Consider the following 14,695-nt stretch of genomic DNA (forward strand, 5'->3'; position numbering starts at 1 on the left):
GCCGGCCCGCGACGACTCCGGTCGCGCCGGGGCCATCCTAACGCCGCGGCCGGCGCGCTGCAGCGGCCGCCGGCTCAGTCGACCGGCATCGCCTCGCTGTCCGGCCGCGCCGCCTCCGGGCTGACCTTCTCGATGCTGTGGCGCAGCTCGCGGCCGAGGATGAACTTGGCGTCGCGCGCCCACGCCTCCAGCCGCTGGTCGAAGGCGAGCTTGCCGTTGGCGTCGACCCAGACCAGCTTCAGTTCGCGCAGCTTCTGGATGAAGCCACGGAACAGGGTCTTGTCGAAGAACTCCGGCGCGGCCGGCGCGTACAGCAGGCTCAGGCGCTGGGCGGCGAGTTGGCACAGGCTTTCCAGCTCGCCAGCCGACAGCGTGCCGGCGCCGTTCTTGGCCAGCACCGAAATGGCGATGTAGTAGCGCTCGAACGCCTGCTGCAGCGAGTGGCCGATCGCGCGCAGGCGGAACACCTCGTCGCTCTGCCCGGTGTTGCGCGCCAGGATGCCGCCGTCCTCGTCGTTGACGCGTTCCAGCAGGCCTTCGCGGATGAACACCTCGATGGTGCCGCCCAGGCGTTCGACGAACGCGTCCTCGCTCCACGGCAGGAACAGTTCGGCCTGCAGGAACGGGTACACGCTGCGCCCGAGCCGCAGCACGCTGTCGTGCGCCATGCGGCGGTTGTTCTGGAAACAGCAGGCGACCCACGCTGCGGCGGTGAACAGGTGCAGCACGTTGTTGCGGAAGTAGCTCAGCAGCACCGCCTTGTCGCCGCCGACGTGCAGCACGTCGCCGAGCGGGTGCACGGTGCGGGTCAGCACGTTGATCTCCTCGCCATGGGCGACGATTTCCCGGGGCGAATGCGGCGTCACGGTGACCCGGTCCGAGTACGGCATCTCGTCGAGCAGGGTCTTGGACAGCGCGATCTGCGCCAGCAGGTCGGCCTCGCCCATCGCGTGCTTGGGCGTGGACAGCAGGGCGAGCGCGAGCAGGTTGATCGGATTGACGTCGGCGGCGCGGTTGACGTTGACCTGGATTCGCTGGGCCAGTGCGTCGACCGTGTTGGACAGCCAGATCGGCTTGTCTTCGTCGGACACCGCCCTGCCGTCCCAGCCGGGGGCGTGCTCGGCCAGCACCTCGCCGAGCCGGATCGGCTCGCCGAAGTTGACCACCACCTGGCCGTAGTTGCTGCGCAGCACCTTCGGCACGCCGGTGACCAGCTGCCAGATCGATTCCTTCTCCTTCGGCTTGCCGGTCAGCTCGTCGAGGTAGCTGTTGCCCTCCATCAGCTTCTCGTAGCCGATGTAGATGGGCTGGAACAGCACCGGCCGGGTCGGCTGGCGCAGGAACGCGCGCACGGTCATCGCCAGGGTGCCGCCCTTGGGCGGCAGCAGCCGGCCGGTGCGCGAGCGCCCGCCCTCGATGAAGTACTCGATCGAATAGCCGCCCGAGACCAGCTGCGCCATGTATTCGCGGAACACCGCCGAGTACAGCGCATTGCCGCGGAAGCTGCGCCGGGCGAAGAACGCGCCGCCCTTGCGCAGCACGGTGCCGATCACCGGCAGGTTGAGGTTGATGCCGGCGAAGATGTGCGGCGGCACGATGCCCTTGGTGTAGAGCAGGTAGCTCAGCAGCAGGTAGTCCATGTGGCTGCGGTGGCAGGGCACGTAGACCACCTCATGGCCCGGCGCGGCCTGCTTGAGCTTGTCGAGGTGGTGGACCAGCACGCCGCGGTAGATGCGGTTCCAGACGAAGGTCAGCAGGAAGCTGGCCGAGCGCACCACCGGGTGCGAGTAGTCGGCGGCGATCTCGTAGGCGTAGCCGTGCGCCTTCTTCCAGGCCTCGGCCGGGCTGGAGCTGTCGCGGCGGGCCTGGTCGGCGATCGCGTCCTTGACCGGCGGTGCGTTGAGCACGCGGTCCACCAGCAGGCGCCGGGTCGACAGGTCGGGGCCGATGATCGCCGCGCGGATCAGCCGGAAGTGGGTGCGCAGCACGCGCGAGAGCTTGCGGACCGTGCGCTCGGGCGGCAGGTCCTCGGCGATGATCGAGCGCAGGCTGACCGGCGGGGCGAAACGCACGGTGGTGTCGCGGCCGTTGAGCGCGATCGCCAGCAGCCGCCGGAAGCGGCCGACCAGCGCCCAGTTTTCCGAGAACAGCACGCTGAACCAGCCGCTCTGCTTGTCCGGCGCGCGGCCGACGAAGATCGACACCGGCACCAGCTGCACGTCCAGCGCCGGGTCCTCGCGGTGCGCTTCCAGCAACCGCGCGAGCGAGCCCGAATGGGTCTTGGCCAAGGGCGGGGTGTTGCCGAGCGACTGCTGCAGCGGCGCCAGCGCGCTGACGTTGCGCCGCGACAGCGCGACGTAGGCACGCTTGCGGCCGAGCGGGTCGCCCGGCAGTGGATGCAGCGGCGAAGGCAGGCCGGTTTCCAGACAGGCGCGCTCGAGGATCAGCGCATTCGACAGGCCGTAGTCCTCGAGCACGTAGCAGACCGGACGCCCGGCGAGGTCGGGGGCGTGGCTGACCGGGTCGGCGGGCTCGATTGTCAGCGACACCCACGGCGCCATGATCCTGCCCAGCAGGCGCGACCACCACGGACGGCGCTGGGCCGGTGCGGGGCGCCGGGCGAGCCGCTCGCGCGGGGCATCGGGGCCGGGTGGCGTCTGCGGGAGCGCCGGGGCCGGGGCACTGCCGGGCGGGCTGGCGGCCGTGGTCGCGGTGCCGGCGGGGGCACCGCCGAGGGTGGAGCCGGGTTCGAACGCCGGGCGTGGGTCGCCACTGCCGTCGGCGCCGCGAACGCGCCCGTCACCGGGGTCCGCATCGAGGGACGTGTCGAGCGGTGTGTCGGGATAGGGGTGCGCGGGCTCGGCGGCGTCGCCGAGCGGGGCGGCCTCGTTCCACGCCAGGGGTTCGGGCGCGAGTACCGCCGCCGCGACGCGCTCGTCCGGGGTCAGCAGCGGTTCCCCGGGCGGGGGCAGCGGGCTGGCTTGCTGCCCGTCGGTCGGTGCATCGCCGGGCGCACCCGGTACGGACGCGGGAACGTCGCCGGCGCTGGAAGCGGGCGTGGTCGGGTCCGGACCGGCGGCCTTGGCGGCCTCGCCCGGGAACGGCAGGGGTGTCTGTTTCGGCATCGGCGCCATTATGCCGGTTCGCCCGTTCACGCCATGCAGGCGGGAGCGGGCTCAGCGGGCGGTGAGCTCCGGCGCCGATGGCTCCTCCGCTGCCCCGCCGGGAACGGCGGGCGTCGCCGGGGCCGGACCTGCCGCCGTTTCGGCGTGCCGCAGCAGGTCGGACAGGTACCAGCGGCCATCGCGGCGCTCCAGCCGGACCTGGGCGCTGACGGGCTGCCCGGCCAGGGTGTAGTCCAGCGACACCCGGGCGCGGTCGCCGCTCTGCTCGATCAATGCGACCCGCACGCCGTCGAGGGTCCGGTCGAAGTCCAGGCCGTAGCCGACCAGCACCTGCTTGAAGCGGCCGAAGAACGGGCCCAGCCGACCCAGGCTGCGCTCCATCCCGAGCCGGTGGAACGTCCCGGTGCCGCCCGCCAGGCCGGTCAGCCGCGCGGCCGCGGTCAGTTGCGGGATCGCGGCCCTGGCCTTGGCGCCATCCGCCAGCGGCGCCTGGCGCGCCCACTGGCTCAGTGCGGTGACCAGTTGCAGGTAGTGCTCGCGTTCGACCTGGCTGTAGTCGCCGGCTTCGCGCACGTACTGGCCCGCGAACAGGCCCAGGGTTGCGGCCGCGCTGCGCAGCTCGCGGTCGGCGCCGGCGAACTGGCGCTGGTAGGCCGACAGCAGCTGCTTCTCCGAGTCGGCCGCGGCGAGGGCGGTGATGAACGCCGGCAGGCGGTCGTCCAGTGGCAGTTCGGTCAGCGGCCAGATGGTCCGGCCGTCGCGCCAGGCCGCCACCATCCGGGCATGCAGGGTCGGCGGCAGCGCATGGCGCGCGTAGCCGGCGAGGTCGTTCCTGCGCAGGTCGCCGGCCAGCTGCAGCACCGCAGCCGCCGGTTCGACCGCGGCCGGTGACGGATCCGCGGGCGATTCGCGCTGGCAGCCGCCGCTCGCCAGCAACGCGACCAGCACGGCGATGGCCAGCAGCGCCAGCGCGACCGCCGGCAGCAGTGTGGCCTTCGTGCGCTGGACGATCGCGCGTGGAATCAATGACATGCGGTGCGGTTCCCCCCGGGCGCAGGCCGGCATCTTGGCCGGGGGCGGACGGGCGTACAAGCCAAACCGGTTCCGGATTGACGTCGGCGAATGGCGGGGCAGCGCGCGCGGGAGCCCCGCGCCGTGCGCGTCCGGCAAGAAAAAAGGAGGCCGGAGCCTCCCTTGAAGATCCCGGCGGTGCCGGAAACAAGCCGTTGGACATGGCGCCGGCGAACGCCGGGCGCAGCGCAGGGTAGTTGTTGCGAGCTTCTTAGGCAAGACTTTTGATGTTATTTGCAAGTGATTGATTTTTATCAACTGTCGCCGGCCGCATCCGCGTACACCGGATGCAACGGTCAGCGCCGCCTGCCGTTCCGGCGACCACCACGCCGATGCGCCGCGCGCAGGTACTTCAGCGCGGCCGCTTCCCATTGCCGCGCCCCGCGCGCGCCATTGGCCGCGCGCTGCAGCCGGCCGTCGCGCCAGCCGTCGAACACCACCGGGTCGACGTAGGCCTTGCGGCACACCGCCGGGGTGTTGCCGAGCCGTCGCGCGACGGCCTGGATGACCTGGTTGCGGGCGGCGGTAAGGGCGCGTTCGCTCGGTTCGCCGCCGTCGCGGCCTTGCGGCACCGGCGTCGCGGCCAATTCGCGGAAGGCCGCGAGGGTGCCGCCCCAGGTGCGGAAGTCCTTGGCGCTGAACGCCTCGCCCATCGCCTCGCGCAGGTACTCGTTGACCTCGCCGGAATCGACCGGTTGCAGGGTGCCGTCGTCGTCGCGGTACTGGAACAGCGCCTGCCCCGGCAATTGCCGGCAACGGCGCACCAGCCGCGCCAGGCGCGCGTCGTCGAGCTCGATCTCGTGCTCGGCGCCGGCCTTGCCGCGGAACTTCAGCCGCGCCCGGCCGCCCCGCAGGAAGGCGATGTGGCGGTTGCGCAGCGTGGTGAGGCCGAACGACCGGTTGCTGCGCGCGTAGGCGTCGTTGCCGATCCGGGCCAGGGTGTCGGCCAGCAGCGCCACCACGATCGCCAGCACCTTGTCGCGGGGGAAGCCGGGCTGCCGCAGGTCGCGCCGCAGGCGCCGGCGCAGCCGCGGCAGGGCCTGGCCGAACGCGATGATGCGGTCGAACTTGCCGTCGCCGCGGACCTGCTGCCAGTCCGGGTGGTAGCGGTACTGCTTGCGCCCACGCGCGTCGCGGCCGGTGGCCTGCAGGTGGCCGTTGCGGGTGCGGCAGATCCAGACCTCGGTCCATGCCGGCGGGATGGCCAGCGAGCGGATGCGCTGCAGCACCGCCTCGTCGTCGACGGGCGCGCCGTTGGGGTCGATATAGCTGAAGTGCGGACCGGCGCGGCGGCGGGCGATGCCGGGCTCGTCGTCACAGACGTGCCGCAGGCCGGCATCGGCGGCGGCGCGGGCCGCCAGTTCACTGGCGGCGGCGCCGGGGGTGGGGGTCGACATGCACCATGGATACGGCCGCGGCCGTCAACGTGGCGGCAATGGGTCGGGAATCCGACAGGGCGGACTCAGTCGTCGCCGCCGAAGCGGATCTCGGCCGACTCCGACCCGCTCGACCACACCGCTTCCTGGCTCCGGTCGCACCACGCGGCCACGCCCTCGCCGGGGCGCGATTGTGCGCCGGCGCACTCGGGGCGGGCGTCCACGGCGGCGTTGGTGTCGCGGTACTCCACACTGCCGCAGCCGGCCGCAGCCAGGGTGAGCAGGGCGATCGAAAGCAGGCGCATGGCGGGTCCTCGATGGAGTGTGGCCCGAGTATGCCTCCGCCAGCTGCAGCCGGCGCGTGCCGTCAGGCGGGCCGCAGCAGGCGCAGGCCGAAGCGGTGGCCGGCGTCGTCCCAGCACTGCGCCACCTGCAGCCCGGCGGCCGCGGCCAGGGCGGCGAACGAGTCGTCGGTGTATTTGTGGCTGTATTCGACCTGGATCGTCTCGCCCGGCTGGAAGCCGAACGTGCGGCCGGCGAGGTGGACCTCCTGCGCCCGCTGGCTGACCAGCCAGGTCTCGATCCGGCGTCGTCCGGTCGAATAGACCGCGCGATGGCGGAACCCGTCCAGGTCGAAGTCGCTGCCGATCTCGCGGTTGAGCCGCGCCAGCAGGTTGAGGGTGAACTCCGCGGTGACGCCGGCGGCGTCGTTGTAGGCGGCCTCGATCAGCGCCGGCTCCTTGTCGAGGTCGATGCCGACCAGCGCCCGGCCGCGGGGCCCCATCGTCGTGCGCATCGACTCCAGCAGGCGGACCGCCTCGTCGTCGGTGAAGTTGCCCAGGGTCGAGCCCGGGAAGAACACCAGGGTGGAGGCCGCTTCGCGCCCGGGGCGGGGCAGCGGCACCGGCCGGGTGAAGTCGGCGCACACCGGCAGCATTTCGACCCGCGGGAACGCCTGCGCCAGCCGTTCCACGCTGGCCAGCAGGGCCTCGCGCGAAATCTCGATCGGGGTGTAGGCGACCGGATCGTGCAGCCCGTCGAGCAGCAGGTGGGTCTTGCGCCCGCTGCCGCTGCCGTACTCCACCACGTGTACGTCGTCGCCCAGCGCAGCGGCGATGGACGGCATCGACGCCTCCAGCAGCGCCAGCTCGGCCCGGGTGAGGTAGTACTCCGGCTGCCGGGTGATGGACTCGAACAGCTGCGAGCCGCGCGCGTCGTAGAAGTATTTGGACGGCAGCCGCCGGGGCGTGGCCGACAACCCGGCGAGGGCGTCACCGAGGATGTCGTCGCGGCCGGGATGAAGGTCGGTCAGCGACATGGCTTCGGTCGCGGGCGTCATCGGGCGTCCCGGGCCAGGCGCACGCCGGAGAACTGCCAGCGCGCCGAGGGCGGGAAGAAGTTGCGATAGCTCGCGCGCAGGTGACTGGCCGCGCTGGCGCAACTGCCGCCGCGCAGGACCTGCTGGCCACTCATGAACTTGCCGTTGTACTCGCCCAGTGCGCCGGGCATCTCTCGGAATCCCGGGTACGCCACGTAAGCGCTGGCGGTCCACTCCCAGACATCGCCGAACAGCTGCGCGAAACCGGTTCCGGCGGCGCCGGCGGCCGGGTGCAGCCGCATCGACTCGACGAAGTTGCCGGCGATCGGCGCCTGCGCCGCGGCACGCTCCCACTCGAACTCGGTCGGCAGCCGCGCGCCGGCCCAGCGCGCGAACGCATCGGCCTCGTAATGGCTCAGGTGGCACACGGGCGCGTGCGGGTCGAGCGGTCGCCAGCCGCCGAGGGTGAACTCGCGCTCCAGGCCGGCGTCCCAGTACAGCGGCCGTTCCCAGCCTTCCGCACGGACCGCGTCCCAGCCGTCGCTCAGCCACAGGCCGGCGGTGCGGTAGCCGCCGTCGTCCACGAACGCGCGGAACTCGCCGTTGCTGGCCGGCCGCCGCGCGAGTGCATGCGCCGGCACCAGTACCCGGTGGCGGGGGGACTCGTTGTCGTAGGCGAACGCCGCCGCCGCGGGCCAGGCCGGCGCACCGACCTCGATGATGGCCTCATCGGCGGCGATCCACGCCATCGCGCTCGCCGTGCCGCCCGCGTCAGCCGGGGCTTCCTGGTATGCCGGCTGCAGCGGCTGGCTCCAGAACGCGTGCTTGATGTCGGTCAGCAGCAACTCCTGGTGCTGCTGCTCGTGGTTGAGTCCCAGCTCGATGCGCTGCGCCAGTGGCTCCGGCACTCCGTTCTCCAGCAGGCGGACCATGCGCGCGTCGATCTCTTCGCGGTAGCCGAGCACCTGTTCGAGTGCAGGACGTGACAGCAGCCCCCGTCGCGCCCGCGGCGGGGCGACGCCGACACTGACGTAGTAGCTGTTGAACAGGTGGTACCAGGCCTCGTCGACCGGACGGTAGCCGGGCTCGGCCCCCAGCACGAAGCACTCGAAGAACCAGGTGGTGTGCGCCAGATGCCACTTGGCCGGACTGGCGTCCGCCATTGACTGCAGCATCGCGTCCTCGGCCGACAGCGGCGCGGCGATGGCCGCACTGCGGGCCCGTACCTGGCGGTAGCGGGCTGCGAGCGGCTCGTGCCGGGCGCGGTCCGCGGGGGTGGTGGCAGTGCTCGATGACGGCATCGTCCCGAGCATAACCGGCCGCGGCGAAGGCGGAATGACGACGTGCCCGCCCTACTCGCGCAGGCGCGGCATGCCGTGGGCGTCGCGCTCCTCGACTACCGCCTGATCGTAGATCCGCTCGCGCATGTCGCGGCCGGGCAGCTCGGTGATCGCGTCGCCGCGGCTGGCGCGCAGTGCATTGGCGTAGCTCAGCCGCGCACGCGGCTCGTCACCGGCCTGGGCGAAGCCGTGGCCGAGTTCCTCCCAGGCTTCCGCATTGGCGCCCTGGGCGAGCGCGCGGTGGAGGTAGCCTTCCGACTGCGGCCACTGGCCCTGCGCGCGCGACAGCCGGGCCAGGGCCAGCAGCAGGCCGGGGCTGGCGGGGTGGTCCTGCAGCCAGCGCTCGGCGCGCGCGCGCCGGGCATCGATGCGGCCGATCGGCAGCCGCCCATAGAGGCCGGCGAGGTCTTCGTCCCAGCGGGTGTCGAGCGCCTGCTCGATGCTGCCGGCGGCGGCATCCTCCCAGCGCAGCGCGGCGGCGCGCTCGGCATAGGCGGCGACCGCGGCCGGCTCGGTGCGCAGCGACTTGGGCAGCGCTTCCCAGCGGTCGGCCAGCACATTGGCGTCGTCGGCCTGGCGCAACGAAGCCTCCGCCCAGCGCGCTTCCATGTCGTCGAGCTGCGCCGGCGGCATCACCTGCTGCTGGCGCATCGGTCCGAGCAGACCGTAGGCCTCGCCGGTGCGGCCGCTCAGCGCGAGCGCCTGCGCGCGCAGCGCCAAGCCGCGGGGCGGCAGCGGCTGCAGCTCGGGGCGGTCGAGCGCGTCGAGCGCCTCGGCCGGGCGGCCGTGGGCGAGCGCGAGTTCGGCGGTGACCAGCGCGCGGGTGACCGGATGGGCGGTCGCGAGCGCGTCGAGGTGGCTGCGCGCCGCGCCGTCCTCGCCCCGCGATGCGGCCGCGCGCGCCGCGCCCGCATGGGCGATCGGTGCGATGCCGTCGTCGACCGCGTTCGGGCTGCGCGCGGCTTCATCGAGCAGGCGTTCGGCGCGGGTCCAGTGCCCGAGGTGGAGCGCATCCAGGCCGTCGGTGAGCTTTGCCCGCGCCGCACGCTCGCGCCGTCGGCGCAGGGCCACCAGCGGCAGGCTCAGCAGCTTCCACACCAGCCACAGCGCAAGCAGCGCGCCCACGCCGATCAGCACCGCGGCGGCGAGGGTGGTGGTGTAGTCGGTGCCGCGGTAACGCACCAGTACGTAACCCGGATCCTGCACCAGCAACTGGGCGGCCAGCGCACCGACCAGCACCAGCACGATCAGCAACAGCAGGTTACGGAATAGGTTCATCGGCGGGGCTCCTCGCTCGCGGCGCGCAACTGGCGCAGTTGCGCCAGTGTCGTGCCGAGGGTCGGAAGCGTGAGTGAAAGCGGCATCGCGGCGATGCGGTCGAGCTGTGCGCGGCGGCGCGCCAGTGTTTCGCGGTCGGACTCCAGCCGTGCCAGCCAGTCGCCGGCGCGGACCAGCGCCGCCTGCCAGCCTTCGGGGTCGCGGCGCTCGGCGGCGGCACGGGCAAGGCTGACTTCCAGCTGCAGGCCGGCGCGGGCGGCGGCGACGTCGGCCGGCTGGACGGCGACGGCGTGGTCGCTTTGCTGGACCTGGACGATTGCGCCGAAGGCGCGGCGCCACCACGGTATGTCGGTGTCGCGGGTGATGCGCGGGCGCGGGCCGGGCGTGTCGATCGCGGCGGTGAACGCGTCCAGGCGGGCCAGCGCCTGCACCCGCGGTTCGGCCTCGAGCGCATCCAGCGCGGCGCGTTCCTGCATCAGCGTCTGCCGCAGGCTCAGGTAGGCCGGATCGTCGACGCCTTCGAGCACCCCGGCGGCCAGGGCATACGCACGTCGCGCGCCGTCGAGGTCGCCGGCGATGAGCAGCCGTTGCTGGCCGAGCGACAGCAGCAGTTCGGCCTCGTCCAGGCGCAGGGCCTGGGCGCCGTGGCGGTCGGGATCGGCGAAGCGGGCGAAGCTGTCCTCGATGATCGCCGAACGCTCGCCCAGGCCCAGCAGTTCGTCGCGCAGCACGCGATTGGTCGCGTCGGCCTGCTGCAGGCGCTGCGCCTGGGCGCGCTGGTCGCGCCGCAGCGCGTCGACCCGCGCATCCAGTGCCTCCAGCTGGACCGCGGCGTCGGCATGGGCGGCGCGCGCGGCCTGGTCCTGCTGCCACCATTGCCAGCCGTAGAACCCGGCGGCGCCCAGCACCACCAGCACGAGCAGGAGGACCAGCCACGGCCAGGTCCGTGCACGGCGCCGAGGGGATACATCGTCGGGGGTCGGGATCACGGTATCGGCGCGGCCTGGAGGGGGCCTGCCATGCTACCGGAGCGTCAGCGAAGCGCGGTCGCGGCGGCTTCGGCGAGGTCGGCGGCGCGGGCGCTGCGGGCGCGGCCCGCCGTGGCGAAACCGAGAGTGCGCGCCAGCTCGACCAGCCGGTCGCTTGCGGCCACGACCGGCAGCCGGTGCAGCCGCGCCACCAGGTCCGGCGGAAGGTTGCCGTGCACCTGCTGCAGCCCCTCGCCGCTGGATACCGCGATCGCCGCGGGCCCGCGCAGCGCCTGCAGTGCCGCCACCGCGCGCGGCGTCGGCGACAGCGGCTCGCGACGGTAGACATCGGCGCGGAGCACGCGTGCGCCGCGGTCCCGCAGGGCCGGTACCAGCATGCCGCGGCCGCCGGGGGCGGTGACCAGGCCGACCAGGGCACCTTCGACAGCGGCCGCCTGCAGCCCGGGCAGCGCCAGCAGGCCCTCGCTATCCATGCGGCGCGGCGCCGCCACTGCGTCGACGCCGGCCGCGCGCAACGCCGCGGCGGTGCCACTGCCCACCGCGAACCATGACTGTCCGGGCCGGGATCGCAGCGGTTGCAGCGCATGGGCGGCGCGCACGGCGGCGGGGCTGGTGAACAGCACGCGCGAGGCGTCCAGTGCGGCGGCCAGAGCCTCCCGCGCGCGCGCGTCGTGCAGCGGCTGCAGCGCCCACGGCGACACCGCGATCACGCCGCCGCCACGCCGTGCCGCGGCCTGCCGCATCGGCGCGTGCTGGCCGCGCGGGCGCAGCGAAATCAGCTGCCAGCCGGGAAGGGGTCGGTTCGACATGGGCGCAGCATAGCCACTGCGGCGTGCAGGCATGGCCTATCCTCGGCGCCTCCTGTTCCTTCCGCGTTCCGCCCGCGCATGCCCCACAGCGAAGCCCTGCAACATCTCCTCGAGCATTACCGGTCGATGCCGCCGGTGGCGGCGATGGACCTGCGCATCGCCGGCTACGACGGTCGCCGCCTGGCGCTGCACGCGCCGCTGGCGCGCCACGTCAACGACAAGGGCTGTGCGTTCGGCGGCAGCCTGGCGTCGATGATGACGCTGGCGTCGTGGGGGCTGGTGTCGCTGCAGGTCGAGGCCGCCGGGCTTGAAGCCGACATCTATGTGGCCGACAGCCAGGTGCGCTACCTGGCGCCGCTGTTCGACGATATCCGGGTCAGCGCGGAGCTCGGTCCCGGCGGCGACTGGGACGAGTTCATCCGGACCCTGCGCCAGCGCGGCCGCGCCCGCGCCAACCTGGTCGCGCAGGTGCCGCTGCCGGATGGCGGCATCGCCACCGCGTTCACCGCGCGCTACGTCGCGATCGCCCGGCCCACGGCGCCATCGCCGGGCTAGGATGGCGGCCATCAAGAGCCACGCCCCTTTCCGCCACTTTCCGGAGCGCCGATGCGCCTGTTCAACGCCCTGATACTGCTCTGCGTGCTGGCGGTCGCCGGCTGCGCCAGCTCGAGCCCCGCCGCCGATGCCCTCGACACCGCCCAGTACGCCTGGTCCGGTGCGATCCGCTGGGGCGACTTCGACGGCGCGGCGACCCTGATCGACCCCAAGGTGCGCGAGGAGGAACCGCTGACCGATCTGGAGCTCAAGCGCTACGAACACGTGCAGATCACCTCCTACCGCGACCGCGGCGCCAGCCGCAACATCGAGGCCGGCACCGCGGTGCGCAACATCGAGATCGGCGTGGTCAACCGCCACACCATGGAACAGCGCATGGTCGGCTATACGGAGAGGTGGCGCTGGGACGAGGAGCGCAAGACCTGGTGGGTCACCAGCGGACTGCCCGATCTCTGGGCGGAGGAGTGAGCCGGCCACCCCTGGCGCTTTCTGCGACAATGCCGCCCCCGCAATCGCTGCCGTGACGCCGTGACCCTCGACGAACTGCTGGCCTTCGCCGGCCGCCATCCGTACCTCTCGCTGGGCCTGGTCGGGCTCACCGTGGCGATCATCTTCACCGAGATCGCGCGCCTGTTCCGCGGCTACAAGGCCCTGCGCCCGGCCGAGCTGACCGCGCTGATCAACCGCGACAACGCGCTGGTGGTCGACCTGTCCTCGACCAACGATTTCCAGAAGGGCCACATCGCCGGCAGCAAGTCGGTGCAGCCCGGCCAGTTCGACCCCGAGAACAAGCTGCTGGTGGGCGCCAAGGCGCTGCCGGTCGTGGTCACCTGCCGCACCGGGCAGGCCTCGGCCGGCGCCGCCAAGCGGTTGAAGAAGGCCGGTTTCGAGCAGGTCTACTGGCTCGACGGCGGCATCCAGGCCTGGCAGCAGGCCGAGCTGCCGCTGGTCAAGGGCCGCGGCTGAGCCCCGGCGCCGGCGGCGGATGCCGTCCGCCGTCCACTCCATTGCAACGGCCTCGACCGACCCGATCCTGAACGGTGGCCGGCTGGCATGCGCGTGCCATAATCGATCCTTTCCGCCTTATCGCTGGAGTCAACGAGATGTCCGAAGAAAACGTCAACGGCGCCGCCGCGCCGGCCGAGGCCGCCACCGGCAACACCGGCCCGGCTTTCACGGTCGAGAAGATCTACGCCAAGGACGTCTCGTTCGAAGTGCCCGGCGGCCCGGCCGTGTTCAACGAGCAGGCCCAGCCGCAGCTGCAGATGAACCTCAACCAGAGCGTGCAGCGCCTGGGTGAGAACGCCTACGAGGTGGTGCTCGGGATCACCCTGACCTGCAACGCCGGCGACAAGCCGATGTACCTGGTCGAGGTGAAGCAGGCCGGCGTGTTCGGCCTGGCCGGCTTCGAAGCCGCGCAGTTGGACGCGATGCTCGGCACCCACTGCCCGAACGTGCTGTACCCGTACGCGCGCCAGCTGATCAGCAGCCTGGTGCAGTCGGGCGGCTTCCCGCCGTTCTTCCTTCAGCCGATCAACTTCGACGCGCTGTACGCCGAAGGCCTGCGCCAGCGCGCGGCCAAGCAGGCCAGCGAGCTCAACGACGCCGAAGCGGGCGGCAACGCCTGACCGGCACTGCATGGCAGTCAGCCTGAACAGCGACGCGCAACGCGTCGCGGTGCTCGGCGCGGGCTCGTGGGGCACCGCACTGGCGGCACTGATTGCGCGCCACGGCCACCACACCGTGTTGTGGGGCCGCGACGCCGCCGGCGTCGCGATGATCGACCAGGGCCAGCAGAATGCCCGCTACCTGCCCGGCATCACCCTGCCCGATACCCTGCGTGCGACCACCGACCTGGTCGCCGCGCTCGAGGGTGCCGACCTGGTGCTGGTGGCAGTGCCCTCGCACGCTTTCGCCGGCACCCTGCGCGAGCTCGCTCCGCACCGGGCTGCCGCGGCCGGGGTGGCGTGGGCGACCAAGGGCTTCGAGCCCGGCAGCGGCCGTTTCCTGCACGAGGTCGCGGCCGAGGTGCTCGGTCCGGGCGTGCCGCTGGCGGTGGTGACCGGGCCGTCGTTCGCCAAGGAGGTCGCGCTGGGCCTGCCCACCGCGCTGACCGTCCATTCCGACACCGCCGCATTCGCCCAGTCGGTCGCCGAAGTGCTGCACGGGCCGAGCTTCCGCGCCTATACCGGCGACGACATGCTCGGTGCCGAACTCGGCGGCGCGATGAAGAACGTGCTCGCGGTCGCCACCGGCGTGGCCGACGGCATGCAGCTCGGGCTCAACGCCCGCGCCGGCCTGATCACCCGCGGCCTCAACGAGATGCTGCGGCTCAATCGCGCGCTCGGCGGCCAGCCCGAGACCCTGATGGGCCTCGCCGGCCTCGGCGACCTGGTGCTGACCTGCACCGGCGACCTGTCGCGCAACCGCCGGCTCGGCCTCGCGCTCGGGCAGGGACGGTCGATCGACGAGGCGGTGGCCGCGATCGGGCAGGTGGTCGAGTCGGTGCAGACCGCCGACGAGGTCATGAGGCTGGCCCGCCGCCACGAGGTCAAACTGCCGATCGCCGAGGCCGTCTACGCCGTGCTGCACGGCGAGATCACCCCCGGCGAGGGCCTGCGACAGCTCATGGCACGCGAGCAGAAGGCCGAGTACCCGGCGGCGCTGTTCGGTTGAGGCCATGCTGGCGCCAATTCCTGATCGGCTGTCTGCGCTGCTGTAGGAGCGGCTTCAGCCGCGATCATGGAATCGGTGCGAGCGAACTAGCATCCGATCGCGGCTGAAGCCGCTCCTACAAATGCGGAAAACCGCGCGGCAACAAAAAGCCCGGCCGG

The 14,695-nt window shown here is 72.5% G+C and carries 14 protein-coding genes; 5 read left to right on the forward strand and 9 right to left on the reverse strand.

Annotated elements, in window-relative coordinates:
• Nucleotides 1-74: 74 nt before the first annotated feature.
• The 9 genes from plsB to U8331_RS01380 form a co-directional block, all read right to left on the reverse strand.
• Nucleotides 75-3,125, reverse strand: coding sequence for a glycerol-3-phosphate 1-O-acyltransferase PlsB (plsB, locus tag U8331_RS01340; protein ID WP_481131843.1), 3,051 nt, complete (start codon nt 3,123-3,125; stop codon nt 75-77).
• 51 nt (nt 3,126-3,176) lie between these two features.
• Nucleotides 3,177-4,157, reverse strand: a complete 981-nt coding sequence (locus U8331_RS01345) for a hypothetical protein (protein ID WP_481131844.1) — start codon at nt 4,155-4,157, stop codon at nt 3,177-3,179.
• A gap of 335 nt (nt 4,158-4,492) precedes the next feature.
• On the reverse strand, nt 4,493-5,593 hold the full coding sequence (locus U8331_RS01350) for a DNA topoisomerase IB (protein WP_481131845.1): 1,101 nt from the start codon (nt 5,591-5,593) through the stop codon (nt 4,493-4,495).
• A 65-nt stretch (nt 5,594-5,658) separates the two neighbouring features.
• On the reverse strand, nt 5,659-5,877 hold the full coding sequence (locus U8331_RS01355; protein WP_481131846.1) for a hypothetical protein: 219 nt from the start codon (nt 5,875-5,877) through the stop codon (nt 5,659-5,661).
• Between the two features lie 62 nt (nt 5,878-5,939).
• Nucleotides 5,940-6,911, reverse strand: a complete 972-nt coding sequence (gene egtD / locus U8331_RS01360) for an L-histidine N(alpha)-methyltransferase (RefSeq protein ID WP_481131847.1) — start codon at nt 6,909-6,911, stop codon at nt 5,940-5,942.
• On the reverse strand, nt 6,908-8,191 hold the full coding sequence (gene egtB / locus U8331_RS01365) for an ergothioneine biosynthesis protein EgtB (protein ID WP_481131848.1): 1,284 nt from the start codon (nt 8,189-8,191) through the stop codon (nt 6,908-6,910). The genes egtD and egtB overlap by 4 nt, the downstream gene beginning before the upstream one ends.
• A 51-nt stretch (nt 8,192-8,242) precedes the next feature.
• Nucleotides 8,243-9,508: a heme biosynthesis HemY N-terminal domain-containing protein gene (locus tag U8331_RS01370; RefSeq protein WP_481131849.1), complete on the reverse strand. Its 1,266-nt coding sequence runs from the start codon at nt 9,506-9,508 to the stop codon at nt 8,243-8,245.
• Nucleotides 9,505-10,497 carry a uroporphyrinogen-III C-methyltransferase gene (locus U8331_RS01375; RefSeq protein ID WP_481131850.1) on the reverse strand — a complete coding sequence of 331 codons (993 nt, stop codon included), beginning with the start codon at nt 10,495-10,497 and terminating at the stop codon, nt 9,505-9,507. Before U8331_RS01375 ends, U8331_RS01370 begins: the two co-directional genes overlap by 4 nt.
• A 44-nt stretch (nt 10,498-10,541) precedes the next feature.
• Entirely contained in the window at nt 10,542-11,306 is a 765-nt protein-coding gene (locus U8331_RS01380; RefSeq protein WP_481131851.1) for a uroporphyrinogen-III synthase, read from the reverse strand.
• 78 nt (nt 11,307-11,384) lie between these two features.
• On the opposite strand from U8331_RS01380, the gene U8331_RS01385 reads away from it, so the two are divergent.
• The 5 genes from U8331_RS01385 to U8331_RS01405 all read left to right on the forward strand — a co-directional run bounded on the left by U8331_RS01385 (nt 11,385) and on the right by U8331_RS01405 (nt 14,537).
• Entirely contained in the window at nt 11,385-11,861 is a 477-nt protein-coding gene (locus tag U8331_RS01385) for a YiiD C-terminal domain-containing protein (RefSeq protein ID WP_481131852.1), read from the forward strand.
• A gap of 51 nt (nt 11,862-11,912) precedes the next feature.
• Nucleotides 11,913-12,329: a hypothetical protein gene (locus U8331_RS01390; RefSeq protein WP_481131853.1), complete on the forward strand. Its 417-nt coding sequence runs from the start codon at nt 11,913-11,915 to the stop codon at nt 12,327-12,329.
• Nucleotides 12,330-12,389: 60 nt separating this feature from the next.
• Complete coding sequence (locus U8331_RS01395) at nt 12,390-12,827, forward strand: rhodanese-like domain-containing protein (RefSeq protein ID WP_481131854.1); 438 nt, start codon at nt 12,390-12,392, stop codon at nt 12,825-12,827.
• Between the two features lie 137 nt (nt 12,828-12,964).
• Entirely contained in the window at nt 12,965-13,489 is a 525-nt protein-coding gene (gene secB / locus U8331_RS01400; protein WP_481131855.1) for a protein-export chaperone SecB, read from the forward strand.
• A 10-nt stretch (nt 13,490-13,499) separates the two neighbouring features.
• The gene (locus U8331_RS01405; RefSeq protein WP_481131856.1) at nt 13,500-14,537 is read left to right on the forward strand and encodes an NAD(P)H-dependent glycerol-3-phosphate dehydrogenase; all 1,038 of its coding nucleotides are present in this window, start codon (nt 13,500-13,502) and stop codon (nt 14,535-14,537) included.
• Nucleotides 14,538-14,695 lie beyond the last annotated feature (158 nt).

It is taken from the genome of Lysobacter sp. CC-YZS074, from assembly GCF_056739745.1.